This window comes from Methylophilus sp. (assembly GCF_008015755.1).
In the GTDB taxonomy this organism is placed as follows: domain Bacteria; phylum Pseudomonadota; class Gammaproteobacteria; order Burkholderiales; family Methylophilaceae; genus Methylophilus.
The window spans coordinates 1-23465 of sequence record NZ_SSGF01000003.1 but is presented as its reverse complement, the minus strand read 5'-3'; the positions used below and the strand labels follow the sequence as shown (position 1 = coordinate 23465).

At 45.0% G+C, this 23465-nt stretch carries 27 protein-coding genes; 13 read left to right on the top strand and 14 right to left on the bottom strand.

Translation table 11 applies throughout. The annotated features are described in order from the left end of the window. Nucleotides 1–99: 99 nt before the first annotated feature. From E6Q52_RS01050 to E6Q52_RS01025, 6 genes are read left to right on the top strand one after another with little or no spacing between them, the layout of a single operon-like run. Nucleotides 100–510 carry a type IV pilin protein gene (locus E6Q52_RS01050; protein ID WP_292817489.1) on the top strand — a complete coding sequence of 137 codons (411 nt, stop codon included), beginning with the start codon at nucleotides 100–102 and terminating at the stop codon, nucleotides 508–510. 17 nt (nucleotides 511–527) lie between these two features. Next, nucleotides 528–1040: a GspH/FimT family protein gene (locus E6Q52_RS01045; RefSeq protein ID WP_292817487.1), complete on the top strand. Its 513-nt coding sequence runs from the start codon at nucleotides 528–530 to the stop codon at nucleotides 1038–1040. After that, nucleotides 1034–1435, top strand: a complete 402-nt coding sequence (locus E6Q52_RS01040; protein WP_292817485.1) for a hypothetical protein — start codon at nucleotides 1034–1036, stop codon at nucleotides 1433–1435. Before E6Q52_RS01045 ends, E6Q52_RS01040 begins: the two co-directional genes overlap by 7 nt. Beyond that, on the top strand, nucleotides 1432–2589 hold the full coding sequence (locus E6Q52_RS01035; RefSeq protein ID WP_292817483.1) for a PilW family protein: 1158 nt from the start codon (nucleotides 1432–1434) through the stop codon (nucleotides 2587–2589). Before E6Q52_RS01040 ends, E6Q52_RS01035 begins: the two co-directional genes overlap by 4 nt. Further along, entirely contained in the window at nucleotides 2579–3274 is a 696-nt protein-coding gene (locus E6Q52_RS01030; protein WP_292817481.1) for a hypothetical protein, read from the top strand. The genes E6Q52_RS01035 and E6Q52_RS01030 overlap by 11 nt, the downstream gene beginning before the upstream one ends. Nucleotides 3275–3286: 12 nt before the next feature. Beyond that, nucleotides 3287–7324 carry a PilC/PilY family type IV pilus protein gene (locus E6Q52_RS01025; RefSeq protein ID WP_292817479.1) on the top strand — a complete coding sequence of 1346 codons (4038 nt, stop codon included), beginning with the start codon at nucleotides 3287–3289 and terminating at the stop codon, nucleotides 7322–7324. Nucleotides 7325–7629: 305 nt separating this feature from the next. Here E6Q52_RS01025 and E6Q52_RS01020 read toward each other — a convergent pair whose 3' ends face one another. Next, nucleotides 7630–7785, bottom strand: coding sequence for a hypothetical protein (locus E6Q52_RS01020; protein ID WP_019880917.1), 156 nt, complete (start codon nucleotides 7783–7785; stop codon nucleotides 7630–7632). A 234-nt stretch (nucleotides 7786–8019) separates the two neighbouring features. On the opposite strand from E6Q52_RS01020, the gene E6Q52_RS01015 reads away from it, so the two are divergent. Next, nucleotides 8020–8430, top strand: coding sequence for a hypothetical protein (locus tag E6Q52_RS01015; RefSeq protein WP_292817477.1), 411 nt, complete (start codon nucleotides 8020–8022; stop codon nucleotides 8428–8430). 4 nt (nucleotides 8431–8434) lie between these two features. Here the strand turns inward: E6Q52_RS01015 and E6Q52_RS01010 are convergent, their stop codons facing one another. The 5 genes from E6Q52_RS01010 to E6Q52_RS00990 all read right to left on the bottom strand — a co-directional run bounded on the left by E6Q52_RS01010 (nucleotide 8435) and on the right by E6Q52_RS00990 (nucleotide 10920). Further along, the gene (locus tag E6Q52_RS01010) at nucleotides 8435–8938 is read right to left on the bottom strand and encodes a DUF1993 family protein (RefSeq protein WP_292817475.1); all 504 of its coding nucleotides are present in this window, start codon (nucleotides 8936–8938) and stop codon (nucleotides 8435–8437) included. Nucleotides 8939–8951: 13 nt separating this feature from the next. Next, on the bottom strand, nucleotides 8952–9554 hold the full coding sequence (locus E6Q52_RS01005; protein ID WP_367124663.1) for an ATP-binding protein: 603 nt from the start codon (nucleotides 9552–9554) through the stop codon (nucleotides 8952–8954). A gap of 150 nt (nucleotides 9555–9704) precedes the next feature. Next, nucleotides 9705–10073: a hypothetical protein gene (locus tag E6Q52_RS01000; RefSeq protein ID WP_019880923.1), complete on the bottom strand. Its 369-nt coding sequence runs from the start codon at nucleotides 10071–10073 to the stop codon at nucleotides 9705–9707. Continuing rightward, entirely contained in the window at nucleotides 10070–10444 is a 375-nt protein-coding gene (locus tag E6Q52_RS00995) for an HTH domain-containing protein (RefSeq protein WP_019880925.1), read from the bottom strand. Before E6Q52_RS00995 ends, E6Q52_RS01000 begins: the two co-directional genes overlap by 4 nt. Nucleotides 10445–10491: 47 nt before the next feature. Further along, on the bottom strand, nucleotides 10492–10920 hold the full coding sequence (locus E6Q52_RS00990; RefSeq protein ID WP_019880926.1) for a hypothetical protein: 429 nt from the start codon (nucleotides 10918–10920) through the stop codon (nucleotides 10492–10494). 124 nt (nucleotides 10921–11044) lie between these two features. Here E6Q52_RS00990 and E6Q52_RS00985 point away from each other — a divergent pair, with 124 nt between their 5' ends. Further along, on the top strand, nucleotides 11045–11401 hold the full coding sequence (locus tag E6Q52_RS00985) for a helix-turn-helix transcriptional regulator (RefSeq protein WP_019880927.1): 357 nt from the start codon (nucleotides 11045–11047) through the stop codon (nucleotides 11399–11401). 173 nt (nucleotides 11402–11574) lie between these two features. Here E6Q52_RS00985 and E6Q52_RS00980 read toward each other — a convergent pair whose 3' ends face one another. The 5 genes from E6Q52_RS00980 to E6Q52_RS00960 form a co-directional block, all read right to left on the bottom strand. Then, entirely contained in the window at nucleotides 11575–13164 is a 1590-nt protein-coding gene (locus E6Q52_RS00980; protein ID WP_019880928.1) for a hypothetical protein, read from the bottom strand. 40 nt (nucleotides 13165–13204) lie between these two features. Continuing rightward, nucleotides 13205–13390 (bottom strand): hypothetical protein, encoded by a 186-nt coding sequence (locus tag E6Q52_RS00975; protein WP_019880929.1) that lies wholly within the window; start codon nucleotides 13388–13390, stop codon nucleotides 13205–13207. 510 nt (nucleotides 13391–13900) lie between these two features. Beyond that, the gene (locus E6Q52_RS00970) at nucleotides 13901–14350 is read right to left on the bottom strand and encodes a DUF6527 family protein (RefSeq protein ID WP_019880930.1); all 450 of its coding nucleotides are present in this window, start codon (nucleotides 14348–14350) and stop codon (nucleotides 13901–13903) included. After that, complete coding sequence (locus E6Q52_RS00965; RefSeq protein ID WP_019880931.1) at nucleotides 14340–15509, bottom strand: ThiF family adenylyltransferase; 1170 nt, start codon at nucleotides 15507–15509, stop codon at nucleotides 14340–14342. The genes E6Q52_RS00970 and E6Q52_RS00965 overlap by 11 nt, the downstream gene beginning before the upstream one ends. Continuing rightward, the gene (locus E6Q52_RS00960; protein ID WP_019880932.1) at nucleotides 15484–15765 is read right to left on the bottom strand and encodes a multiubiquitin domain-containing protein; all 282 of its coding nucleotides are present in this window, start codon (nucleotides 15763–15765) and stop codon (nucleotides 15484–15486) included. Before E6Q52_RS00960 ends, E6Q52_RS00965 begins: the two co-directional genes overlap by 26 nt. Before the next feature lie 128 nt (nucleotides 15766–15893). Between E6Q52_RS00960 and E6Q52_RS00955 the strand changes: the two genes are divergently transcribed. The 5 genes from E6Q52_RS00955 (at nucleotide 15894) to E6Q52_RS00935 (ending at nucleotide 19189) form a co-directional block, all read left to right on the top strand. After that, nucleotides 15894–16481 carry a sigma-70 family RNA polymerase sigma factor gene (locus E6Q52_RS00955; RefSeq protein ID WP_019880933.1) on the top strand — a complete coding sequence of 196 codons (588 nt, stop codon included), beginning with the start codon at nucleotides 15894–15896 and terminating at the stop codon, nucleotides 16479–16481. Then, on the top strand, nucleotides 16478–16882 hold the full coding sequence (locus tag E6Q52_RS00950) for a hypothetical protein (RefSeq protein WP_019880936.1): 405 nt from the start codon (nucleotides 16478–16480) through the stop codon (nucleotides 16880–16882). Before E6Q52_RS00955 ends, E6Q52_RS00950 begins: the two co-directional genes overlap by 4 nt. Before the next feature lie 487 nt (nucleotides 16883–17369). Beyond that, nucleotides 17370–17798 carry a ProQ/FinO family protein gene (locus tag E6Q52_RS00945; RefSeq protein ID WP_019880937.1) on the top strand — a complete coding sequence of 143 codons (429 nt, stop codon included), beginning with the start codon at nucleotides 17370–17372 and terminating at the stop codon, nucleotides 17796–17798. A 106-nt stretch (nucleotides 17799–17904) separates the two neighbouring features. Continuing rightward, the gene (locus E6Q52_RS00940; protein ID WP_019880938.1) at nucleotides 17905–18627 is read left to right on the top strand and encodes a ZIP family metal transporter; all 723 of its coding nucleotides are present in this window, start codon (nucleotides 17905–17907) and stop codon (nucleotides 18625–18627) included. Between the two features lie 115 nt (nucleotides 18628–18742). Continuing rightward, nucleotides 18743–19189: an MgtC/SapB family protein gene (locus E6Q52_RS00935; RefSeq protein ID WP_231587210.1), complete on the top strand. Its 447-nt coding sequence runs from the start codon at nucleotides 18743–18745 to the stop codon at nucleotides 19187–19189. A gap of 352 nt (nucleotides 19190–19541) precedes the next feature. On the opposite strand, the gene E6Q52_RS00930 is transcribed toward E6Q52_RS00935, so the two are convergent. Genes E6Q52_RS00930 through E6Q52_RS00920 form a run of 3 tightly spaced genes read right to left on the bottom strand, consistent with a single transcriptional unit; the run spans nucleotide 19542 to nucleotide 23359 of the window. Further along, nucleotides 19542–20597 (bottom strand): DMT family transporter, encoded by a 1056-nt coding sequence (locus tag E6Q52_RS00930; protein ID WP_019880940.1) that lies wholly within the window; start codon nucleotides 20595–20597, stop codon nucleotides 19542–19544. Nucleotides 20598–20636: 39 nt separating this feature from the next. Further along, the gene (flgB, locus tag E6Q52_RS00925) at nucleotides 20637–21077 is read right to left on the bottom strand and encodes a flagellar basal body rod protein FlgB (RefSeq protein WP_019880941.1); all 441 of its coding nucleotides are present in this window, start codon (nucleotides 21075–21077) and stop codon (nucleotides 20637–20639) included. A gap of 35 nt (nucleotides 21078–21112) precedes the next feature. After that, on the bottom strand, nucleotides 21113–23359 hold the full coding sequence (locus E6Q52_RS00920; RefSeq protein WP_232411215.1) for a cation-translocating P-type ATPase: 2247 nt from the start codon (nucleotides 23357–23359) through the stop codon (nucleotides 21113–21115). Between the last annotated feature and the right edge of the window lie 106 nt (nucleotides 23360–23465).

Below are 23465 nucleotides of genomic sequence, written 5' to 3'. Positions count from 1 at the left end.
TTAACCGCTTGTCGGCTGATAGTGACCACTGGTCGGCTGCTGCTGGACATGACAGCCCCACTGTTTGCATGATAAAGCTATCTAAAAAGAGGTTGGATGATGAAGCGCTCTAATCAAGATGGGTTTAGCCTGATTGAAATGATGATCGTGGTAGCGATTATTGGCTTGTTGGCCAGCATTGCCGTGCCAGGTTATCAGGATTACGTCAAAAGCGGCAACGCGGCCGAGGCGCCCGCCAACCTGGCTAATTGCCGTGTACAGGCTGAGCAGTTCTTTCAGGATAACTTTACTTATGTGGGTTTTGCCTGTGTGCCTAGTGATGCCAAAAATTTTGATTACTCCATTGATAACCAATCGGCCACCACCTACACCCTGAAAGCAGCGGGCAAGACAGCCAATAACATGGGCAATTTTGAATTTACAGTGAATCAGGATAATGCCAAGACCTCAAAATTTGACGGTACGGTTGGTGGTAGTTGCTGGCTGACTTCTTCTTCAGGCAGTTGTTAACAGGGTCTGTATTCGTTATGCGTCAACACGGGTTCTCATTAATAGAGTTGGTTGTCACCATGGTGGTATTGGTGTCGGTTACGACGATTGCGATTCCTGCTTTTCAAACCTCTATTGGCAATGCGCAGATTCGTACTGTGGCCGAGTCTATCCATAGCGGATTGCAGCAGGCGAGGATGGAGGCGATCAAACGCAATGCGAGAGTCAAATTCACTCTGCAAACCAATAGCGGCTGGCAGATTGGTTGTGTGACGCCGACAACTAGTTGCCCAACGACGATTACTCAAAAGAGCGCAACAGAAGGCGCTTCTAGCAATACGACGGTGGCGGCGGATAATAGTACGGCTGTATTTAGCGGTTTTGGCACACGTGACCCTGCTACGCCTGTGGGCCTTTCAGTGGTGAATATCACTAACTTACAAGTCAAGGCTGAAGAGCGCAGATCATTGCGCGTGCTGCTGGCAGCAGGCGGTAATGTCAGGGTATGTGATCCATCTGTGTCAGCTGCGGGAGATCCTAGAGCATGTTAATTTCACGACAAAAACGTTCTTATGCCATGCGCTTGCAGCAAGGTTCTGTGCTGATTGAAGCCATGGTCGCACTAGTGATATTCAGCATGGGCGTGCTAGCGCTGGTTGGCTTGCAAAGTGCCATGATTAAAAACAGTAGCGATAACCGCTACCGCGCAGAAGCGCAGTTGATTGCACAAACACATATTGCCAATATGATGGCGTTTGGCGGCGATGCGGCAAACTATATTACGCAAGTCGATAAAAGCAAAATTAGATCCCAGTTGCCCAATGGTACGCTGACTTTCTCCGCATTGACCAATACCATGGTGACGGTGACTGTTGGCTGGCAAGTGCCCGGAGGCACCCGCCATCAGGTCAATGCGTCCAGTTATTTGTTTGATGTGATGCCATGATGCATAAGCCTGTACGCCTGTTTTCACGCTTACGCCGTCAGCGTTTTCAGCTGGGGGTGAGCTTGGTCGAGTTGCTGGTCGGCATTTTAATTGGCTTGGTCGCCACTTTGGCCATCAGCAACCTGTTTAGTGGTTTTGAGGCACGCAAGCGCACGATCGCAGGCGGCGCAGACGCTCAATCGAGCGGTGTGTTGGCGATGTATTACATGCAGCGCGATGCGCAGAATGCGGGATATGGTTTGCCGCTGTATAACAGCACCGACCCTTCACCGTTGTTATGTCCTATTGATACCTCAATCAATCAGGGCGGCGTGGTCATTAATCTTTCCCCAGTATTGATTGTGGATGGCGGCACGGGTAATGACATTGTGCGTATCCGTTATGGCAATCCTGCTAGCGGCGGTGCGTCTTTGCGTGCGACGGGCACCATGACGGCCCCCACTTTAGATGGACGCCTGATTGGTTGCCAGGAAAATGATATTGTCCTGTTTCACCAGACACCGTCTAATCCCAACTGTAGTCTGGGCCGTCTACAAAAGCTGAATGCAGACCGGACTATCAATACGCTATCCGAAATAAATACAGTGCCTACCGCGAGCCCGGTAAGCATTCTGAATGGGGCTGACTGGGTGCGTTTTTCTTGCCTAGGCGCATGGAATCAATATGAATATACCGTGAATCCTGGATTGGAGCTGACACGTTCAGGCGGCACGCCCGGGGCTAATCCATTCCCTAGCAGTGCAGCGGTGCCGGTTGCCAGTGACATCGTTGCTTTGCAGGCACAATATGGTATTACCACAACCATAGACCCCACCTCTGGCAGTGCCACAGCCTCGGCTTATTTAAATCGGGTAGATCAATGGGTCGATGCAACAGGTACTTTTGGGCCGACAATGGCACTCATGGACCGTAACCGTATCCGGGCGATCCGTATCGCGGTGGTCGCAAGGGATGGCAATTTGCAGAGAAATATTGTCAGTCAGGCCTGTGATGGGGCCGCTGCCGGTGTTAGTCGGGTATGTATCTGGCAAGCAGATGCAGCGCCCGCAAATGTCGATTTAACAAGTGTGGCTAACTGGCAGCGCTACCGTTACCGTAGTTTTGAAGCCACTATTCCACTCAGAAACATTATTTGGAATCGCGATGCCTTATAGCCTTTTACTTGATGGAGTGACACCGCGGTCGCAACTGCGCCAGCGCGGCATTGTGCTGTTTTTTGCTCTGTTGGCACTGGTAGTGATGTCGATTGCGGGGGTGGCATTGATTCGCAGTGTAGATACTAATGCCTTGCTGTCAGGTAATCTGGTGTTCCGCCAATCTGCCAGTACGGCATCCAATGTGGCATTGGAAGGGATTGCGCAAAATATCGCTGCAAGCATCAGTCTCACAGCGAGCCTTATTCATCACCCGACCCAAGGGTATTACGCCAATTGTAGCCAGTTTGATAACCAGCCTGATGCCTTGGTATGTGATGGTAGCCAGTTAACCACTATGGCCTGGAGTGATGGCAACAGCAGTCTTGCCCCGAGTCAGACAGATGGGAACGATGAAATTCGCAATGGGGTAGACCGCCAGGGAAATGAAATTCGCTATGTGGTCGAGCGTATGTGTAACTACAGTAATGCTGAAATCAACGCAGGGTCTGCGCCTATCGATGCCTCGCGTTGCATGATGGCGAGTTCTCCAAGTAATGGAGAGAACTGCTCCCATAACGTTACCAATATTGAGTTGTTTAAACGTTGTGTTGCTAGTTCAGACTCCCCATTATATCGCGTGACGCTACGTATTGCCGGACCCAAAAATACGGTGACGTTTATGCAATCTTTTATTTCCAACTAAACAGGTGGAATGATGAAAACCCAACACTTGATCAAAAAACTTCTTTGGCTGGGCTTGTTATTGCCTGCAATATTGCGCGCCGAATTTCTGGATTTGGCGACAATGCCGCTGCAGACATCTGGTAGCTCAGATGTCAAACCAAACCTGATGTTTGTGCTGGATAACTCCGGCAGCATGGGCTGGGATTACGCGCCAGACTGGTCGAACTCTTCTTCACCATGGCTGTTTAACAATGCGGATTACAACACACAGTATTACAATCCTGAGGTGCAATATACCCCGCCTCTGACTTATTTGGGAGCCAGTATGGCTAACCAGACCAACTTTGCCGCGGTGCCTAATGAAGTCAATGATCTGGGCGCTGGCAAAAACGGTACCACGGATATCCGGTCAGTTGCTAATTACTATGCGTTTATTCCAGGTGAGTATTGCTCCACGCCAGGCTTGACCAGCTGTGTGGTTTCGAAAGAGGCAACTGGAAACTACATCTACCCTTCCAATATCCGTTGGTGTAATACCAGCACCGCTGCAAACAGACGTAGTCTGACGGGCTCTATGTACTGCCAGAAGATTCGCAATGCCAGCGCTACCGTGAATGATGGAAATACATACACCAATTTGCGCAGGCCAATTTCGACCTATACATTAACGCTAAACAAAACCAGCAATAATGCGTCGATACAGAGTATCAAAATCAATAATATTGAGCTCTTATCAAGCACTGTTTCGGTGAATAGCTCTTATAACAGCAGCCAGTTTGCAAGTGAAGTGCGTAGTAACATGTGTCGTACCAGCCTCTCTGGTAATTGCAACCTGAGTGGTAACACGGTCAATATCAGTAGTAATGTACTGACGATCATTACACCGGCAGGTGAGCCTGTGAACACCTCCGCCCCGATTCAGGTCACCATGACTGGTGGTAATTACACCGCACAGCTCACGACCAATACGACCTCAGACATCCCCGGTAGCATGGTGTATGTCAAGATTTCCAGTGATGTGGCTTATACCGCCCCAGGAAAATCGACCAAAGGACTGGATAGAGTAGATTGCGCCAGCGCCACCTCTTGCACGCTTACTGAGGAGATGACTAACTATGCGAACTGGTGGGCCTATTATCGTACGCGCATGCAATCCATGAAAACAGCGGCAAGTCAGGCTTTTAAGTCGTTGGACTCCCGCTATCGCGTCGGGTTGGTGACGATTAATAGCCCTAAGTCTAATTATCTGGCGCTGGCTCCCTTTAATACTAGCCAAAAACAATCCTGGTACCAAAAACTGTTTTCGGTGTCCGCCAGTGGCGGCACCCCTTTGCGTACTGCGTTGTCTAGCGTAGGGCAACATTTTGCGGGTAAACAAACGTTGGGTAACGATGATCCGATGCAGTACGCCTGCCAATCGAATTTTACTTTGCTGACCACGGACGGGTACTGGAACGACAGTAGTAATCCCACACGGATTAATAGTGCCGCCATCGGTGATCAGGATGGCGCTAGCCCGCGGCCACAGTACGACAGTAGCAGCAAGTCAAACACACTGGCGGATACAGCCAAGTATTTTTATGACACCGATATTCGTGATAATACGTTCTCAAATTGTAATGGTGGCTTAGGGTCATCTGTATGTGGTACGACCAACGATTATCCCAAGCAGAATATGGTGACCATGACATTGGGCTTGGGGATTGATGGAACGCTGGTGTACACCGAAGACTACAAAACGCGGACATCCGGTGACTACAAGGATATTGCCGATACAAAGACGAAAAACTGGCCGGATCCAACTGCGAACGAGGACGGTACCCGTATTGATGACTTGTGGCATGCTGCGGTGAATGCCGGCGGTACTTATTACAGCGCTAGCAATCCCAAGCTGTTAAGAGAGTCACTGGCCAAAGGCTTGTCCGAGATCAAGGCCATTCAAGGAGCAAGTGCGGCAGCGGCCGCTAGCAGTCTGGCCCCAACCAGCGGCGATAACTTCCAGTATGTGGCCAGTTATCAGTCTGTTAAATGGACAGGCAACCTGGAGGCGCGCACGGTAGATACCACTTCTTTGAAAACCTCTGAAAATGCTGTGTGGTGTGTTGAAAATGTGGCCGCAGAAACCTGCACGTCTCCTGCGACGTCAGTGAGTCAGGATGGCAAGCTTTATTGTAAGACGACTAATTCTGATCAGACTGCGTGTGGTAGTGCTGGGGGGGCATTAGGTTCAGCGATCGGTATGAGTGAGCCAGCCTCTTGCTATGTCCAGATTGCATCCAGTTGTACTGGCAAATTGCAAAATCAGCTAGGTACGAGCCGAAAAATATTTTTTAATCTGAATAACGCGATGACACTGTTCATTGATGAAAACCTGCCTGCGCAGCATCGTGCAACGCTGGAAGCTGGTTATAAGGATTTGAGCCAGATGCAAGGTTTGCCTGTCAGCGACATCAGAATGACAGAGCCAAACAAGGCCGGCAAATTGGTGGATTATCTCCGGGGTAATAAAACTTACGAAGATACTGCGACTAATGCAAAGGCAGATAACCGCTGGTTCCGCGAGCGCTTAGCGACGTTGGGCGATATCTCACAGTCTCGTCCTGCTTACTTCAAGGCTTCTAATGTAGATTATCTTGACCCAGGGTATAAGGCCTACAAGGCGAATAGAAAGCTACTGCCGAGCGGAACCGTATATGTAGGCGCCAACGACGGTATGCTGCATGCGTTTAACGCTGAAAACGGCAATGAGTTATGGGCATTTATTCCGACGCCAGTGATTGCCAATCTGGCCAACCTGGCTGATAAGGAATACGGCGCTAACTACCATACCAACTATGTCAATGGCAGCCCGGTAGTGACTGATGTTTGCGTCTCTGGTTGTAGTGGCGAAGGTGCTGTTTGGCGCACAGTCCTGATTTCCGGGCTTAATGGCGGCGGGCGTGGCTACTTTGCGATTGACGTGACCACGCCAGACAATCCAGTCTTGCTGTGGGAGTTCTATGCACAACCCTCTGGCACGAACAGCACGCTCGGCTATACCTTTGGCAACCCGTTGGTGACTAAAATGCAAGATGGTCGCTGGGTGGTGCTTCTCACCTCGGGTTACAACAACGGCTTGAACGCACGTAAGAAGAATGATGGCACGTTTGTGGTGAATAATCCGACAGGCAATGGCGGCGGCTATTTGTATGTCCTTGACGTGAATACGGGTAGTGTACTGAAAACGCTTTCTACAGGGTCTGGCAGCGCTGCCGAGCCAAGCGGATTAGCAAGAATTTCGGCATATGCTGACCAGATATTTGAAAATAATACTGCTTTAAATGTCTATGGCGGTGATTTAAATGGCAATGTCTGGCGCTTTGATATCAATACAGGGGCAGTCACTAAAATTGCGACCTTGACTGAAGGCGGGGGTGGCGTACAAAAAATCACCACACAACCAGAATTAGGCAAGGTGGACAATAACAAAGTGGTGATGGTTGGTACTGGTAAGTTTCTTGAACCTGCAGACTTGACCAACACACCGCAAAACTCGGCTTATGTTTTTAAGGATAATGGACAAATCAGTCCGATTGGACGTAGTCAGCTCACCACGCAAGTACTAGGCGGTGATCGCACTGTGATACTGAACAAAGACCAGGTCGTTAATTTTGATACCGGGTATGGCTGGGTGTTGGATTTTCCGGCAGGCGAGCGCGTCAATCTTGATCCACTGTTGTTAAATGGCGCACTGATGATGCCTACCATGGTGCCTAGTAGTCAGGCATGTAATGGTGCAGGCTATGGTTGGTTTAATTTCTTTAATTACAAAAAAGGTGGCTCCTTGCTAGCCAGCGGCATCGTCTCTGAACGTATGACCACACCAGCCGTTGGTTACAATATTGTCTATGATGGGAATGGTGTACCGCACGTAGTGGTCACTGGTAGTAATGATCCTACGCCACAACAGTTGAGCCTGGATGATCAGGTATTTGGCCTTTCTGCGACGACCAAGTCTACTGATATCTTCAAACAAAAAACCAACGGCAGCTATGGCACCAAGCAAAGCTGGCATGAGTTGATTCAGTAAGAATGACACTAATAAAAAAGCCCCTAACGGGGCTTTTTTATTACCTGCGAGTTACTTCACTCGTTTTGCAAACTCGTACAATATCAAGCAGATCGCTACAACAACGCCAATCAAAGTATAGATGCCTACCGCGCCAAAAAACATGGTTGCCTCCTGTGATGGTGATGGTCGAAGGCTTATTTTAGGTAAACATAGAGGCAGTGTCTAGGCATGGTCTAAACGTGAGCCCACGGGGATATGGCAGAAGTGATACGTGAATGTGGTACAGATCAGCTGCGGCTAGTAGCCGGGCCACAGTGCTTGGATTAGACCACTTCCAGAGAGAGTTCTGCTGGCTTGTAAATCGCTTGAATATTGTTATCAGCCACAATGTCCTCTGCCAGGTACATAATGTCCTGCGCTGTCATCAGCTCAGGCATGCTGGCGGTGTAGGTCAGTGGCTCGTCTTGCCATTCGCTCATGATTCGTCCTTTGTTTGTTTGCGTATATAACTGTATTAACGTCATGCTTACTCCCTTCTTGAGTCTTGCACGCAGGTTTATGGCAGCCATGTGTGCTGTGTTTGATTAAAACTATGTTAATCAGCTTGTGTGACGCTTTAATGAAGTCAATACACTTTTTAGATGACAGTCACCTTGCTATTCATCTGCCATGAAATGGCGCACAATTAAGGCACTGAGCGTGAGGATAGGTGAATGAAAACATCAAGAGTGTTCGCGGTGCTGGGGGTGTTGTTGCTTGGTTATGCCGGGTTCTGGTATTGGCAATCATTAACAGAAGTCAGTTCCGCTACTAGCCATAATGAGGTGTCGCAGGTGGTGAATCAGTGTGATTTGATTGCCAGCAAGGCGGCGGCGGAGTTGCCTGAAGTCTTGCCGTTTCAAAAGCTTGAAAAAGCGGCTAGGCAGTCGCGTGTGCTGGATCGCTGCATGCAGGATAGGGGGTATCAGGAGAACCCTGCCTGGGTTGCTGAAGCCACGAAGCAAGCGCAACGTATGGCACATGAGCAAGGCGTTTCAGAGGCTGAGGCCTATGAAACACTGCGCCGACAAGCAATGCTGCAGTCGGCGCCTGGAGTGGTTGGCTATTGGCGCAAGCGCACTTGAGTACTTAGCGCTTTTGGCCGAGATATTCGGTTTTGCCCAGCGGCGCACCCAGGTGGCGTAAGATGTTATAAGCCGTGGTGGTATGAAAATAGACATTGGGCATGACCCATTTTTGCAGGTAATCAAGACCGCTAAACGTTAAATCTACTTTGCGGATCGTCAGCACCACTTCTTTGTCCTCTGCGCCTGCAAGCTGTGCGGGCTGAATCTGCTCCAGAAAGGCGATGGTTTTATCCATTCTGGCATACAGCATCTCAAAGCTGGTTTCATCGTCGGCATATTGTGGAATCTCCAGCCCTGCCAGCCTGGCGCCTGCGCCTTTGCTCATGTCACTGACCAGTTGCACCTGCTTGGTGAGCGGGTACATATCGACAGATAAACGGCTATTGAGTAGCACCTCAGGGGCGACTTTCTTTTGCTCGGCGTAAAGTTCGCCTTGTTGCAAAATGTGTTTCAGGTTTTGCAAATTACGCAGCAATGGCGCGATACTCACATCATATAAACGCATGGCTTTACCTTCTTCAGTAGTCATAACGTCGATATTGTAACGCTTCTGCAATATGTGCATCGCTGATCTGTGTTGTCCCGGCCAGGTCAGCAATGGTTCTGCCAACTTTGAGAATGCGGTGATAGCTACGCGCAGAGAGCGAAAATTTTTGCATGGCCGTTTGGAGTAACTGGCTTGCCTGTTCGCCGAGTTGGCAAACATTGGCGATTTCTAGCGGACCTAGCGTCGCGTTGGGTTTGTGCTGGCGTTGCATTTGCCGTTGTCGCGCCTGCATGACGCGTGCGCGCATCGTCGCACTGCCTTCACTGGGCTGGTGATGGCTCAGCTCCTCTGGCTTGAGTGCGGGGACGTCGATATTCATATCAATGCGGTCTAGTAGCGGGCCTGAGAGTTTGTTTTTGTAACGCAAGATTTGCTCTGGCGTGCAGCGACAGCGCTGGTTGTAATGACCAAAATAACCACATGGGCAGGGATTCATGGCGGCAATCAACTGAAATTGTGCCGGGAAAGTGGCTTGCCTGGCGGCACGTGAAATGGTGATGCTGCCGTTTTCGAGTGGCTCGCGCAGCACCTCCAGCACCTTGCGGTCAAACTCCGGCATTTTGCTTTTTACCATGCTTTACAATAAATGTAGTCCATATCTTGATAAGCCACTACTTTTTTGTTGTATGCGAATTAACTGGAAACTCCTGAATGCGGTCGACAGTAATCCGGATCAGCTCGTGATGGAAGATAAAACTTACTGATTTTCTCTGCCAACGCTCTCTTAAAGGTCAATTTTAGCGTGCTTATTTTCTTCGGTAACCATTGATATCAACATGGCGAGATCTGTTTGATCAGTGTTTATTTGTTGATCTTCTGAAGACTCATTAAACAAACTTGAAATTAATTTGAGCTCCAGATCTTGTGGGGATAATCGGGCTATTGCCGCCAATTGATCGGCAGTTGGCAGGCCGTGATCAGAAGAGTATGCAATTTTTAACGAATTTCTTAAGCTAATGAGTACTAACTGAATCAACGCTTCAATAGATGTTGTACCAGTGATTGTCATGAGCGCATTAGCTGTTTCCAAGCTAACTGAGGTCTCAGTGTCGCTTTCAAAATGTATAGTTATTTGCGTAGAGTGCGCTTTCATGTGAATCTGCATTCAAGGGTCACTTGTTCGACAACAGCGCATACCACTTTAATACGCCTGAGACCCGGGTGGACTTTTTCTGTTACGATGATCATGCCTGCAGCTTGCATAGCATCAATATCGCGCTTTACAGTGCTTCTATTTCGCTTAAGTCTTTTTGCTAGAGCAGTAATTGACCCAGGTTCTTTCTTGATAGCTCTGAATAAATTTAATCTTGCACCGGAAATTAGTTTTATAAGGTCACTTGGATCTTCAAACGTTAGAATTAGTTTACTGGGGGCTGGCTTACTTGCATCTAACGCTCTAGAAATGAGAACCCCTCTTTTGAAAAAGTCTGCATCAGATCCAGTTTTGATTGGGACTTTCTTCATTTTTGTTCCCTTAAGGCGTGTAGAAGATTGAGCGCACTAATAACCACTTAGCTGAACTTTAAGATTGTATCGAATTTAAGATTTAGTAAATCTCCACCAAACCCACCAAGATCGTAATCTAAAAACTTACCGATTTCAGTTTCAAATCGGTAAATAATATTCGCGTAATCTTCAATTTGGTAGATCGCTTTTGAAATCGACCTCAGCCTTTGAATAGACCAGCTTTCAGTCTTATTCAAATTAGCTGGGGTTACAATGTAAGTCTTCTCAATCTCATTCATGCTTGCAAAATGATGAAGATTAATTACATCACCAATTAGGTGAGTCGATCTGAAAGTCGCCTCCACAGAGCCCTTTTCAAATTGAGGTACCTCGCACATAAACCAGGGCGAAAACGAAATAAGTTCCACACCAGAGAAGTTAAATGAATCCTCCCAAAATGAAGGAATGAAGTTGTCTTTGTTGGCAATGAACATGAGGTCAAACACAATATTATGAACAATATATCGTTCATTATCTCAGTATGTTATTCAAAGATATACTAATTCTTTAAATATAACAGCTTGCCATTAATAGTATAAATACATGGCCCACTCCTAAATGACCAATATATTGCGTGGTTATATATTGGTCGGTAAGCAAATATTCAAGCTTCCTTTTGACTGGAAGTTTGCTGTGGATATTAAACAAGCATTTGGGAAAACTTTCGCAAAAGCAAGAAAGAGTGCGAAGTTGGTACAAGACGATTTTGAGCAGGTTAGCTCAAGGTCTTACATTAGCTATATTGAGCGGGGTAAGGTTTCAATTAGTTTGGAAAAGTTAGATGAATTGTCTGAAGTCGTTGGTCTGCATCCCGTCTCTTTATTGTTTCAGACTTACTTATCAACTGACAAAGATAATTCTGCGTTAGATTTGATTTCTAGGATTATGGCGGATCTTAAAAGATTTGAAGAGTAACCATTATGAAATGATTTCACTCTCACATCCTAACTGATAGCAGTTGCAAACTTCTATTGCCTGGAGCTTTGATTATGTGGCATAGAGCTTCCAATTATTTACGATCTGTCGTTATACATTCGCATGTATCTTGCTGCATATTTTGAAGAAGTCTTTGCTACATTAAATGATCATTAGGGCGTCCGGCCCCTGATTGGCTCCAAAGGAGTGTTATCAGTGGTTTGAGTGCCCGACTTCACCAAGCCATCTTGGAACTGAAGGAATGTGCCAACCTCGATGATATCTAAGGGATAGTTTTTGTTTAGATAGAACATTAATATGGAGTTCGCAACTGTGTCGCCCGTTGGGTCGATTAACGCGAATGCTACTAAACTAGGGACTATGTTTTCTTTATCGTGGGCACCGTAAACAGCTTTTAAGTGTAGCTCAAGTATCCATACTCGCTTAGGAAGATGCATCGTCCTAAGTTCGTCTTGCAGCTCTTTTGGCATAGTTGTTGTTGTTGCCCAGGTTCTGAGTTTCCGTTTTTCAACTAATAGAACTCTAATAGCAATATCTGATGCGGACAGTTCGAGTGCTTCTTTATCTGCAGCGGTAGCAAAGCCTTCATATATATCTGAAACGACAGTTAAACCAATACTTAACGCCTCCTCACCAGACATGAAAACATCAGCTGGTAACAATGGCAATGCGTACACCATTTGTTCCATTGAGTAACCTGTGCCACCTCCAGATGAAGAAGGAAACGGCATGTATGGACCAGAATTATCATTATTGATAATGAAGTCTGGAATCCAACTCGAAGCATGTACTAACCTTAAATCTAGGCTTGCTGAATTTGAGACCTCTACCGTCTGGAATTCTGTGGTGTTGGCATTCCATGTATGGCCAACTGCAACAACTGCATGTCCGCCAATTTTATGGATTAGTAGTAAAACGACTGGTATTTCAGATTCAATGTATGGGTGGATAGTTCGTTTTGCTGTTTGAACATCAGCAGGATTCATGGCATCTAGGCTTTGGTTATGCCACTGCCCTAACCAAATAGAATGTGGAGAATAACCTGCTGACCTAATCGCTTCCATCATTTGAATCTGAGTTAATCCTTGGCGATTCGGTTTGATACGTCCGTTGGCGTTATAGCGAGTAGCAGCATCTGTAATTTGTGCGGGATCGTGAGCTCGATCACCTTCCCGTTTACGGAGTGTTCTTAGGGCCATCCAAATGGAGGCTTGAGCACATGCGCCTACAGCATTATCTTGCTGCATAAATGGTGTTCCGAAGACAGACAATTCTCTGCCCATAATATGCACAGGAAATTTATCGGCGCTTCGTATAAATCCAGGTACGACTTCTGAGCTTAAGATTGTCGCACCTACTGGACTCGTAATAACTGGTCTGAGAGTAATAAAACCTAAATAATGTTCAGGTGGTGTCGAGTCAATATATTCCAGTTGGGTTAACTCGGTGGCTTTAGACTCTTTGAAGAAGTGCAGTCTTGTACAGTAGCGACTGACTTCATTGAATTGCTTGCTGTAGTACGAGCTATATTCTGCTAGAAAATCTGGATCAAGCACTTTGTGTTGAGCCATTATGGTTATTGCGCCAGCCTGAAAAAGCGCTTCACAGCATTTTAGTAATGGATTTTGAGTGTCAACAGATTGTTGAGGTTTACGGCGTGAAATGGACTCAAGTTCTGAATATACAATACTCAGAAGAGAATTATAGTCCGTGATATTGTGAATTGTTATTCTTGGATCCATAAAAAAGCCGTCCTATGACGGCTCTATTATCCAATAAAAATCAAAAGACTGTAATATTTAATGACTCTTCTACAGCCCGTCTTTGTTCATTACGAATTTCTTCAATTTTGGTCGAAATCTGATTAGAAAGATTGTTTCGAATTTCCTGTGCTTTATCTTCAGGCATCGGAACGGTTTTGCTTTCACTCTTTGCTACTTCAAGAACGAATAAACCTAGATTAGACATGGTTAACTCCAATATTTAAGCATGATAACGACGCTTAATCTGTAAAGTTTAATAACTATGTTTTAATTTGAAACCTTAGATGAGATAAAGGTTTCTTGTTGTTATTAAATAATCACGCAAAAAAATAGAGATTGCTATCAATCTCGACTTAAGTATCTATATTGTTTGCAAATTATCTCTTTGACAATTTTGGTTGTCAATAACGGGACCTTGTGAATGCGATGACTTCGATGGCTGCGAATGGCGCTTAATCTTTAGGCGTTGCCTTATGGCGCGTGCGGAAGATTATTGGTGTAGTTAAGGTGGATTTTGGAAGATATCGGCTAAGAAGTGCGTTCATTTGCATTTTAGGCAGATGTTTATTCGATCTTTAAAAGATTCCGCTAATAATCTTTTAGAAAAATGTATCTTTTTTGTAACAAGCGCAACAAATTCGATGAGTTTGGATCAGTTCGAAGAATTTTCAGTAAGAACAAGTTATTCGTTTGGAGCGATAACTTGTTCTTAGGGTTATTGAAAAAAGCGAGATATTTTTCTGAAAAGAGTGATGATTAAATTCTGATCGATCTTCTCGGGCTGAGCGTTAGAGTTCGGACGATGATTCTCTTGCATATCGGCAACCTTGTAGTGCTGAGATTTTGCGTATTTGTCTCTTTTCCTTACTTCGTCGATTTCTTCTTTGGTAAATTTCCCAGACCATTTGATGCTGCCATTTTTGATCCAGTAATGGGATTGACAAGGAAAGCTCCAATTCCCGATTGAAGGATGTAACGAAACATTCTCACCGTCAAACATTAGCTTCCAGTCAGTGGGGGATAGTGGTGTCACGACTTTTTCTCCGCAGCCACAACAACAGCTATGAATCGCTGTTCCATACGCCATGGAAACGTAAATGACTCCCTCTTCTAAAGAGGGAGGCATAAACTCTACGAACTCTGGTTTAAGAAATTTAGTTTTCATTTTCACATTCACTTAAGTACAAGTTTGTATCGACTGTGTAAGTCGAATGATGCTCGTTTTCGTGATCATGGTAAAAACCACTGAGTTTTTTCCATTTAATGACTGCAAGTGATGCGTTTAATGAGTTCAAATCCGCGATCTGAATATTCTGTGCATACTCATCATCATCCCTGTCATGGAGCGATACTTTTCTAGCAACGTGGTCACGTTTGGTCTGGGTGCTTGTTGTGACACGTACTGTAGCAATTAAGGCATCGTTTATTGCTTGCACACCAATTCCAACATCTATAAAAGATGTACCGTCACCTTCAAGTTTTGCGATAAGCAGTTTTTTAATCTCTCCCTTATCAATGCATATGAAAACGAAATCAAAGTCAGGTAACTCATTGATGTTGGACTCATTGAGATATTCAGAATGCGCAATTATGTTTTTATGCATATTTGAATAGATGCTTCTGAAGTGATCTACTTTGAAGCTTTGTGCATTTAACTGCTCAAGACTAACTGCACCTGGCGCCCGAAAGGCATTGTGCTGTAGAAATTTATCGCCATCATATAAATGAATTTCAGCCACAGGTGTTTTAGCTACTAAATCCAATACATATGATCCAGTGCCGCCAAGCCCAATAATCGCGATCTTTTTATGTTTGAATTTATCGTTTATTGTTGAAATACCAGCTCTGCTAGACCATGAGTCTAGATAGTGAAAAACGGATTCAGAATCGACCGATTCAATAGTCTTAAACGTACATGCACTCAATCCAGTTGGTGCTGAAATGATGTCGATATAGCGTTTCATTTTTTCGTAGTAATTGGGATAGCCGAAGCCATCACGAGGTTTACTAGAAAATGAATGGTTTATTTCAACACCTTCTGCCAAGGTTTGATTGTGGGATGCGTGTCTAAAGCCTTCGATAGGTGACCCATCTTTGTGGCAAGGGTAGTCACCTTTAAACATTCCCACATGGGTGTCAGGCTTGGTTGTGACATTGCCCGCAAGATGAAGGGTCGAAACCAAAGTGCCATACTTCAGTTCTCGGTTCGAGTTAATATAAGGTACGCCTGAAATCAATAAGTGGCCTGATTTTATTTGAACCTCATATCCTTCATCACGTAACCTTTTTAGGTCGGGACTATGATTTATCAGTTGGTGTGACATTGAATACCATGCCTTTCTTTGCTTTAACTGTATCGCCAACATCCATAGATCCTTGTTGATTAGAGGAGGGGCCTTTTCTGTATGTGACGGTGTAGATTACATTGCTACCAACAACCGCACCAGGGAAGCCTAGTTGAACCACCTCTAAATAGGTTAGATCTTTGTCTTCTACTGTATGCTGGGTAGCATTTACGATGATTGTAATTTCGTGGCCCTTTGCTTTGTCTGCTTGTGATTCTTTTTCAATTTCACTCATGATGTTCTCCGTTAAAAACTATATTCATATACTGCATAATTGAAAGGGCTACGAAAGGATGGCATTCAGACATTTAAAAAAAGAATATTTTTTTGTCTGCGACTGGGGTTTTTAGAGCCATACATTCTATGGAACATAAATTGGCGCTGAGCGATAAAAATTTAGAAGATTTTTTAACCATATCTGAAATAAAGGTAGGCTTTGACGCTTTTACTGAAGCTCAATGGATAAAGCTTGGTAAGACAGCAAATAACCTATGCAGAGGTTTGCCAATTGAGGGTGCTGATCTTTTACATATCGTGATCTGCAGAGCTCTTGAGGGTAGGCGGAGATGTCGAAGAGAGTTGCCGATGGAGGTCTTTATTTATCATGCAATGGAAAGTGTTGTGGATGCTTTTATTAAGAGGCGTAAATCAGACCCCTTGGAGAACACGATACATCCATTAGATAGTGAGGATGCTATAGAACTGATGGATATGCTGGACAGCAGGATTGGCACACCTGAAGAAGAGATGATTGCCAACCAAACACTGCAAGCACTCAAACAGTTATTTGAGGGGGATGAAAGGTCCATGGAAATTTTGACTTATCAAATGGACAATTTGCAGCCCGCAGAAATACAGAAGCTAATGGAATTAACACCCGTACAGTATGCAAGTGCCTTAAAGGCAATTAGGCGTAAGTATGACAAGTTAGGGTTACAGGAATCGTTATGACTAAACAATCAAAGCAATCTATTGAGCAGTTATTCAATATAGCTAAAGCGGTATCACATCAGGTGATAAAGCTGCCTGATAGAGAGGTACTAGATGAAGACAATGACTCTTTTACGAAGAGTGAGGGCTTTATGGCGAAGAGAGCATATCTAAAAGCGCTCCAGACAGTAGGTGCCAAAGATACTAAGCAGGTTGAACCAAAGGTGCCAAGTTTCAATTTAGCGAATACTCTAATGAAGGGAGTGAGTGTAAAGGTGGCGCGGCAAAAACTCATGGGACTGAATGCGGCAAATGATCCCTCGTTACAATTAATTGCGAATTCAGCCAACCTCTTGAATGATGAGGAAATATTAAAAACCTACCAAGCCCTTTTATCTGCAGGGCTATTGGATATCGGGTAACTGGACTTCAGCCGCTCTGCTAGACACATCATAATTTCTAAAACAGAACGGCTGAAGTCCAATGTGGCCAAATTTTGAGGGTTGAAATATTTGTTGTCGTCAGAAACTTACCTCAAGATTCAGCGTCACTATAAGTTGGTAAGGTTGCTAAAGTTTTGCAAACCATCTACCTTCGTAGCATGTAACTTCGGGTGTGTCCCACCAAACCCTAGTGCTTATGCTGGTGATGTAAATCAGGGAAATGCTGGTGACTGTGATTTAATGCCATATGTTCATGCGGGTGCATATGAGGCTCCGATCCATCCCAATCAAAATCATGTGTATGTTGATGGTGTTCGTCATGAGAGTGAATATGTTGATGACGTAATTCCCTGTGATGATGTAGGTGAGCATGATGTTCGGTTACCCCCTCTCAAATCGATTGCATGTATATAACTATCTGTTAGAAAATTCGTCTTAAGAAAAACAACCAACCGCATTTATTACCATGGGCCTAGAAAAACTCGCCGAACTCAAAAAGCAGCTTGCGGAAGAAATTAAACAAAAGCAGCCAGCAAAGCCAGCTAAACCCAAGAACACTGCTCGAGTAGATCCTGTGGTTTTGATCATAGGCAAACTTCAGAAGTTTTACCCCAAAGCATTCCCTAAAAACCCGATACCTAAAGTACCTTTGAAGATTGGGGTTCTAGAAGACCTTCAAGCACGATCCGAAGAGATTGGCATTTCAAAGGAAGACCTACAGCTGGCTATTAAAACTTGGTGTAAAAGTTCACGCTACTGGCAAGCATGCAAAGAAGGAGCAAACCGATTAGATTTAGACGGTAATCCGGATGGTGTAGTCGAGGCGGCTGGTGCTGCCCATGCTAGAGGGATGGTTCGAAAACAAGCCAAACCGAAACAAACTTCACCTGAGTAATTTAACCTTAGGGTTTGGGTAATAAAGCTTATTGTTTTAAAACTTACAACGAAAACTATGATCATTCTCTGGATGTATTACTAAATTAGATAGGAGATAACTTTCTATGCAGGCGGCGTTTAGCATTCTCACATTTGCTTTTTATCCTGCATTGGCCGTAATCTTTGGAGGGTTGATTGCGCTGTGGCGGCCGTTGAAACCGGGGACTGTTAGTGCTATACAGCACTTTGCTGCTGGCTTGCTTTTTTGCGCCCTAGCAACTGAGCTCCTGCCGGACCTAATGCACCGAAAGCTTCCCTGGATTACTCTAATTGGATTCACCTTGGGGGTGATGATCATGCTGGCAGTTAAGCACTTTGCCGAGAAATTAGGGCAAAACACAATCAGTATCGCGACTACTCCAACTAGCCTGATCGCAATTCTTGGCATTGATGTGGCCTTGGATGGTTTGTTAGTGGGGTTAGGGTTTGCTGCCGGCCAAAAGCAGGGCTTGCTGCTGACCATAGCACTTACCCTTGAAGTTCTATTTCTTGGATTGTCAGGGGCATTAGCATTAGCTCAAGCCGGAAATAGTCGCAAGAACACCCTCATGGTGTCTATCGGATTCTCTCTGATATTACTCATCGGAGCACTTGCCGGCAGTGCCTTGCTCGTTTTTGCGAGTGACACCGTAGTGGATGCAATCTTAGCATTTAGCCTTGCTGCCCTGCTGTATCTGGTCACAGAAGAATTGCTTGTTGAGGCTCATGAAGTACCCGAAACCAGTTTCCAGACAGCGATGTTTTTCTTGGGCTTCATCTTGCTGCTCACCATTGAAATGTTAATGTAGCTCTGCTTTATCAATTAGACGAAACGAGACTTTTGATGCATTCAGAATACGCGCCAAACAACTCCAACAACCAAGGAAAGCGAACTAGCTGGCCGCACAAGTGGAGGGGCAGATAATGGATTGGGATACCGAACTATTGCTGACCTTCCGCATTTTACTGGCTGCCGTGCTAGGTGGCCTTATCGGCTGGGAACGAGAAAGCCATAATCGAGATGCCGGCGTTCGAACCTACATGGCAGTTGCAGTAGGCTCCTGTGCCTTCAGCATCGTATCCAACCACATTCCTGGTGTAGACACCCGAATCGCTGCGCAAGTCGTTTCAGGTATGGGTTTCATCGGAGCGGGAGTTATCCTACAGGTACGAGGCCGGATTCAAGGATTGACCACAGCTGCGACATTGTGGGCAACGGCTGCTGTTGGAATGGCGAGTGCCTTCGGTATGTATCTGCTCGCTTGCCTAACCGCCTGCCTGATTTTTGGTACGCTTATTCTGAATCACTTTCCAGGTTGGGCAAACTTCTTCAAAAGACATCACCCCGACTCTGAATCTACTAATGAGTAAAGGCAAAAGGCATAAATATGTAATTTGTAGGAAAACCAAAACACGATTTTTGACTTTTGATAGCGCTAGATCTAGTGAATCAATAAGCGTGCGGATCAAAAATACAACTGGATCAGCGAGTAAAATTATGAGAATTATTATATTCTTCAAATTTTTGACGATCTAATGTTTTTTAGGGTTCTCACCATACATCTTACGATAATATTTTAGAAAAGGCTCATTCAAACTTAATTGAGATAATTATCACTCGCTTGAGAGAAGCATAAAATTGCCACGAGACGGAAATGAAACCATAAGCTGGCCGAGTGACATGAGCATAACTTGGTCTTGGGAAGGGTATATCCCACAAAAATTAATGCTTATGTTGGTGATGCAAATCAGGGAAATGCTGGTGACTGTGACTTAATGCCATATGTTCATGCGGGTGCACATGAGGCTCCGATCCATCCCAATCAAAATCATGTGTATGTTGATGGTGTTCGTCATGAGAGTGAATATGTTGATGACGTAATTCCCTGTGATAATGTAGGTGAGCATGATGTTCGGTTAAATGAAGCCATACACCGATGATCATCAAGACCATTGCTGCCCAGAACAAGCCATCTGGCTGCTCATGTAGTAATAGAAAAGAACAGATTACGCCAGCAAAGGGAGCAGCAGAAAAATATGCTCCTGTCCTGGCCGTACCAATGTGGCGCAAAGAAATGACAAACAATACCAGGCTGACTCCGTAACCCAAGAAGCCGATAATAGCCGCACTTACTCCCGCAGAAAAATCAGGCAATGCTTTACCAAGGCTTAATGCGATTGCCAGATTCACAAAACCAGCTACCAAACCTTTGATACAAGCAATTTGTAGAGCATCATTGGCCGATATTTTTCTCGTGAGATTGTTGTCAATTGCCCAACACGCACAGGCACCTGCGATCGCCACCGCACCCCAAGGAAAAGCAGTATTCAAATGCTTAGGCCATGATAACAATAGGCTGCCACATACAATACTGACCATCCCAATCAAGATACGACGATCAAAATGCTCCTTGAATATGAACCAGGCTAGTAGTGCAGTCAGGACGCTTTCAAGATTGAGTAATAGTGACGCCATCGAAGCAAGTGTGGATAGCAATCCTTGCATAAGTAAGACTGGTCCAAGCACACCTCCACATACTATTGCACCTAATAACCATGGTAAATCCGGTGCCTGGATAGGCAGGCGCTCATGATTATCGCCTAGAAATAATCGAGTGAAGCCATACAGCAGAAAAAGGCCAAGTCCACTACCTGCATACAATAAACCGGCGAGCATTTGTGGTGAAACATCACTAATCAAAAGCTTGGCGACGGGGGTTGCCAAGCCAAAAAGAATGGCAGCTAATATCGCATAAATTGCATCAGGATGTATGGTCATAGATTAGTATTTCGACTCAGCATAATGCCATAGTGACTGTTATTTATCTTGCCCGTTAATAGCCGCCATCACCTCTTTGATTTTATCAGTCATCATCGTGAGACTTGCTTCGTAGCGAATTCCATTATCTACATAAGCGTTTCGCTCTACGTCCATATCAACGGTATTGCCATCTACGGATCCTTGTCTCAATGATCGGAATAATACGTCACCTGATCCGGGGTAACCATTGCCAGCATTACCATTCATATGAGCATTATTGGTTTGCTGCATTTCACTTGCAGGTTGTGTTGCAGGACCAACTCCAGCACTTTGTTGAAGCGCTGACTGCATTGCAGATTGAAAGTCAATGTCACGCGCTTTGTATTGGGGCGTGTCAGCGTTGGCGATATTTGATGCGAGTAATTCTTGGCGCTGGTTGCGTACGCGCAGTGCTGCTTGGTGAAAGTTAAGTTCAGCATCTAATTTCTTAAGTATCAATTTAGACCTCCTAAAATAAAAGCTGTTTATTTGTATTAGGTTCTTGATTGCCGATTGAAGTAAATCAATCTCAAACCATTAAATACCACTAGCAAACTTGCACCCATATCAGCAAAGACAGCCATCCACATAGATGCATTGTCAAATAAGGCAAGATATAAAAATACAAACTTGATGCCCAAGGCTAGAGCAATGTTCTGCCAAAGAATGGCATGCGTTTGTTTTGAGAGGCGAATTGTTTCAGGCAACCTACGTAGATCATCATTCATTACCAAAACATCTGCTGCTTCCATCGCAGTGTGTGTCCCAGCTGCTCCCATCGCAAAACCAATATCAGCTCGTGCTAATGATGGCGCATCATTGATCCCATCGCCGGTCATGGCAGTCACACCGAATTGTTTCTGAAGAAATTCAATTTCCTTTAATTTATCTTCTGGTAATAGATTACCTTTGACTTCATTGATGCCAGCTTGGATACCTACCGTTTTAGCGGTGGCCAGATTATCCCCTGTTAGCATGACAGGTGTGACTCCAAGTCGTATGAGATCTGAAACAGCTTCTTTTGAAGAGGACTTGATCGTATCCGCTACCGAGCAAACTGCCAGCACTTTTTCGAATGTGGCCAGTAAGCTAACCGTGCGACCGGCATTTTCTAGTTTGGCTAATTGCATTTCCAATTCGGAGGAGCAAAGGTTCATCTCCTCAATCCAGCGATGGTTTCCCAAGAAAAAGGTACTGTTTCCAATTTTGGCCTGTACTCCACGTCCAGCAACAGCTTTGAAATTCTTCACATCCTTAGTTTGCCCAGATAAGCCCTCAGCAATTGCTTTTGACACGGGGTGATCTGACCGAGATGCCAAACTATAGGCAATACTTTTTAACTCAGTGGGATTAGACTGCACATCAAATACATCAAAGCTAGATAGCTTGGGTTTTCCTTCAGTAATCGTTCCTGTCTTGTCTAGCGCAACCGCTTTTATCTTACGGGCCTCTTCAAGATAAACTCCACCTTTGATGAGTATGCCTCTTCTCGCTGCTGCTGCAAGGCCACTTACTACCGTAACAGGCGTCGATATCACCAACGCACACGGGCAAGCAATCACCAGTAATACAAGTGCTTTATAAATAGACTTCATCCAGGTCCATTCCAGTAAGAATGGCATCCAGAGAGCCACGATTAGCGCAAGAACAAAAACCGCGGGTGTATAGATCGCCGCAAAGGAATCTACAAATCTCTGTGTCGGCGCCCGGGAACCTTGGGCTTGCTCAACCGCATTGATGATTCTGGATATTGTGCTGTTCGAAGAAAGGGCAGTGATTCGAATCTCTAATTCAGCCGCTTGGTTGATAGTTCCGGCAAACACTTGATCATTTGGAGACTTATCCACTGGTAGGCTTTCGCCGGTAACAGGAGATTGGTCTATAGCACTCTGCCCGGAAATCACAATGCCATCTAGCGGGATACGTTCACCTGGTCGAATACGCACTTTTGCATCAATTGGAATATCTTTGACCAATTCACGCTTCCATGCCCCATCCGATTGCAAAACCTCAGCATCTTCTGGGGTTAATTCCATCAAGCTCTTAATTGCGTTCCGTGCTCTATCTACAGCCTTAGCTTCGATAGCTTCTGCGATTGCATAGAGCGCCATCACCATTGCAGCCTCAGGCCATTGACCAATGAAAAATGCACCGGTGACAGCAATGGTCATTAATGCATTGATGTTTAAACGTCCATCATTAAATGCTTTGAGTCCTTTTATATAAACATCTAACCCTGTCAAAGCGATTGAGAGACCAGCCAAAGCCATTCCAAGATATCGAATTTCTTGGGTACCTGTAAATGCAAACTCCAGGACTTCGGCTGCTACTGCCAAAACCAAGCCGGCAATTGGTTTGCCCCAACTGCTCCAAAATCCTTTTGGAGACGCTGTAATGACTTCAGAGTTTTTCTCATCAAGGATTAATTCAGTTTCAAAACCTGATTTCTTGATTGCCTCCATAGCTAATGGGATGCTATTCGCATCTGCATCTATGATCAGTTCACGTGCGCCCAAATTAAATCTTAAGCTTTTGATTGCATCAATCTTTGCAAGCGCACGTCTAATCTCAGCTTCCTCAGAAGCACAATCCATGGATGGAATACGAAATCTTGCTTGATCTACAGTAGATAAAGAGGTTGTCAATGTACCCTCTGAAAGTGCAGTAGTAATTACTGGTTCTTTATCAATGCAATCACTGCATTGCTTAGCTTCATTTTTATGATTCTTAGATCTATTCACGATATTCTCCTCAATGGAATCATGAAACATTTATGCTAATGATCAGGCTGCTACAAATACAACCTGATCCGATCACTTAATTAACCAAAACTCCAAATCAATTTGG

Bases quoted from the DNA above. Each gene is read 5' to 3' on its own strand.
- E6Q52_RS01050 (WP_292817489.1), top strand. From the start codon at position 100: ATGAAGCGCTCTAATCAAGATGGGTTTAGCCTGATTGAAATGATGATC.
- E6Q52_RS01045 (WP_292817487.1), top strand. From the start codon at position 528: ATGCGTCAACACGGGTTCTCATTAATAGAGTTGGTTGTCACCATGGTG.
- E6Q52_RS01040 (WP_292817485.1), top strand. From the start codon at position 1,034: ATGTTAATTTCACGACAAAAACGTTCTTATGCCATGCGCTTGCAGCAA.
- E6Q52_RS01035 (WP_292817483.1), top strand. From the start codon at position 1,432: ATGATGCATAAGCCTGTACGCCTGTTTTCACGCTTACGCCGTCAGCGT.
- E6Q52_RS01030 (WP_292817481.1), top strand. From the start codon at position 2,579: ATGCCTTATAGCCTTTTACTTGATGGAGTGACACCGCGGTCGCAACTG.
- E6Q52_RS01025 (WP_292817479.1), top strand. From the start codon at position 3,287: ATGAAAACCCAACACTTGATCAAAAAACTTCTTTGGCTGGGCTTGTTA.
- E6Q52_RS01020 (WP_019880917.1), bottom strand. From the start codon at position 7,785: ATGAGCGAATGGCAAGACGAGCCACTGACCTACACCGCCAGCATGCCT.
- E6Q52_RS01015 (WP_292817477.1), top strand. From the start codon at position 8,020: ATGAAAACATCAAGAGTGTTCGCGGTGCTGGGGGTGTTGTTGCTTGGT.
- E6Q52_RS01010 (WP_292817475.1), bottom strand. From the start codon at position 8,938: ATGCGTTTATATGATGTGAGTATCGCGCCATTGCTGCGTAATTTGCAA.
- E6Q52_RS01005 (WP_367124663.1), bottom strand. From the start codon at position 9,554: ATGGTAAAAAGCAAAATGCCGGAGTTTGACCGCAAGGTGCTGGAGGTG.
- E6Q52_RS01000 (WP_019880923.1), bottom strand. From the start codon at position 10,073: ATGAAAGCGCACTCTACGCAAATAACTATACATTTTGAAAGCGACACT.
- E6Q52_RS00995 (WP_019880925.1), bottom strand. From the start codon at position 10,444: ATGAAGAAAGTCCCAATCAAAACTGGATCTGATGCAGACTTTTTCAAA.
- E6Q52_RS00990 (WP_019880926.1), bottom strand. From the start codon at position 10,920: ATGTTCATTGCCAACAAAGACAACTTCATTCCTTCATTTTGGGAGGAT.
- E6Q52_RS00985 (WP_019880927.1), top strand. From the start codon at position 11,045: ATGACCAATATATTGCGTGGTTATATATTGGTCGGTAAGCAAATATTC.
- E6Q52_RS00980 (WP_019880928.1), bottom strand. From the start codon at position 13,164: ATGGATCCAAGAATAACAATTCACAATATCACGGACTATAATTCTCTT.
- E6Q52_RS00975 (WP_019880929.1), bottom strand. From the start codon at position 13,390: ATGTCTAATCTAGGTTTATTCGTTCTTGAAGTAGCAAAGAGTGAAAGC.
- E6Q52_RS00970 (WP_019880930.1), bottom strand. From the start codon at position 14,350: ATGAAAACTAAATTTCTTAAACCAGAGTTCGTAGAGTTTATGCCTCCC.
- E6Q52_RS00965 (WP_019880931.1), bottom strand. From the start codon at position 15,509: ATGTCACACCAACTGATAAATCATAGTCCCGACCTAAAAAGGTTACGT.
- E6Q52_RS00960 (WP_019880932.1), bottom strand. From the start codon at position 15,765: ATGAGTGAAATTGAAAAAGAATCACAAGCAGACAAAGCAAAGGGCCAC.
- E6Q52_RS00955 (WP_019880933.1), top strand. From the start codon at position 15,894: ATGGAACATAAATTGGCGCTGAGCGATAAAAATTTAGAAGATTTTTTA.
- E6Q52_RS00950 (WP_019880936.1), top strand. From the start codon at position 16,478: ATGACTAAACAATCAAAGCAATCTATTGAGCAGTTATTCAATATAGCT.
- E6Q52_RS00945 (WP_019880937.1), top strand. From the start codon at position 17,370: ATGGGCCTAGAAAAACTCGCCGAACTCAAAAAGCAGCTTGCGGAAGAA.
- E6Q52_RS00940 (WP_019880938.1), top strand. From the start codon at position 17,905: ATGCAGGCGGCGTTTAGCATTCTCACATTTGCTTTTTATCCTGCATTG.
- E6Q52_RS00935 (WP_231587210.1), top strand. From the start codon at position 18,743: ATGGATTGGGATACCGAACTATTGCTGACCTTCCGCATTTTACTGGCT.
- E6Q52_RS00930 (WP_019880940.1), bottom strand. From the start codon at position 20,597: ATGACCATACATCCTGATGCAATTTATGCGATATTAGCTGCCATTCTT.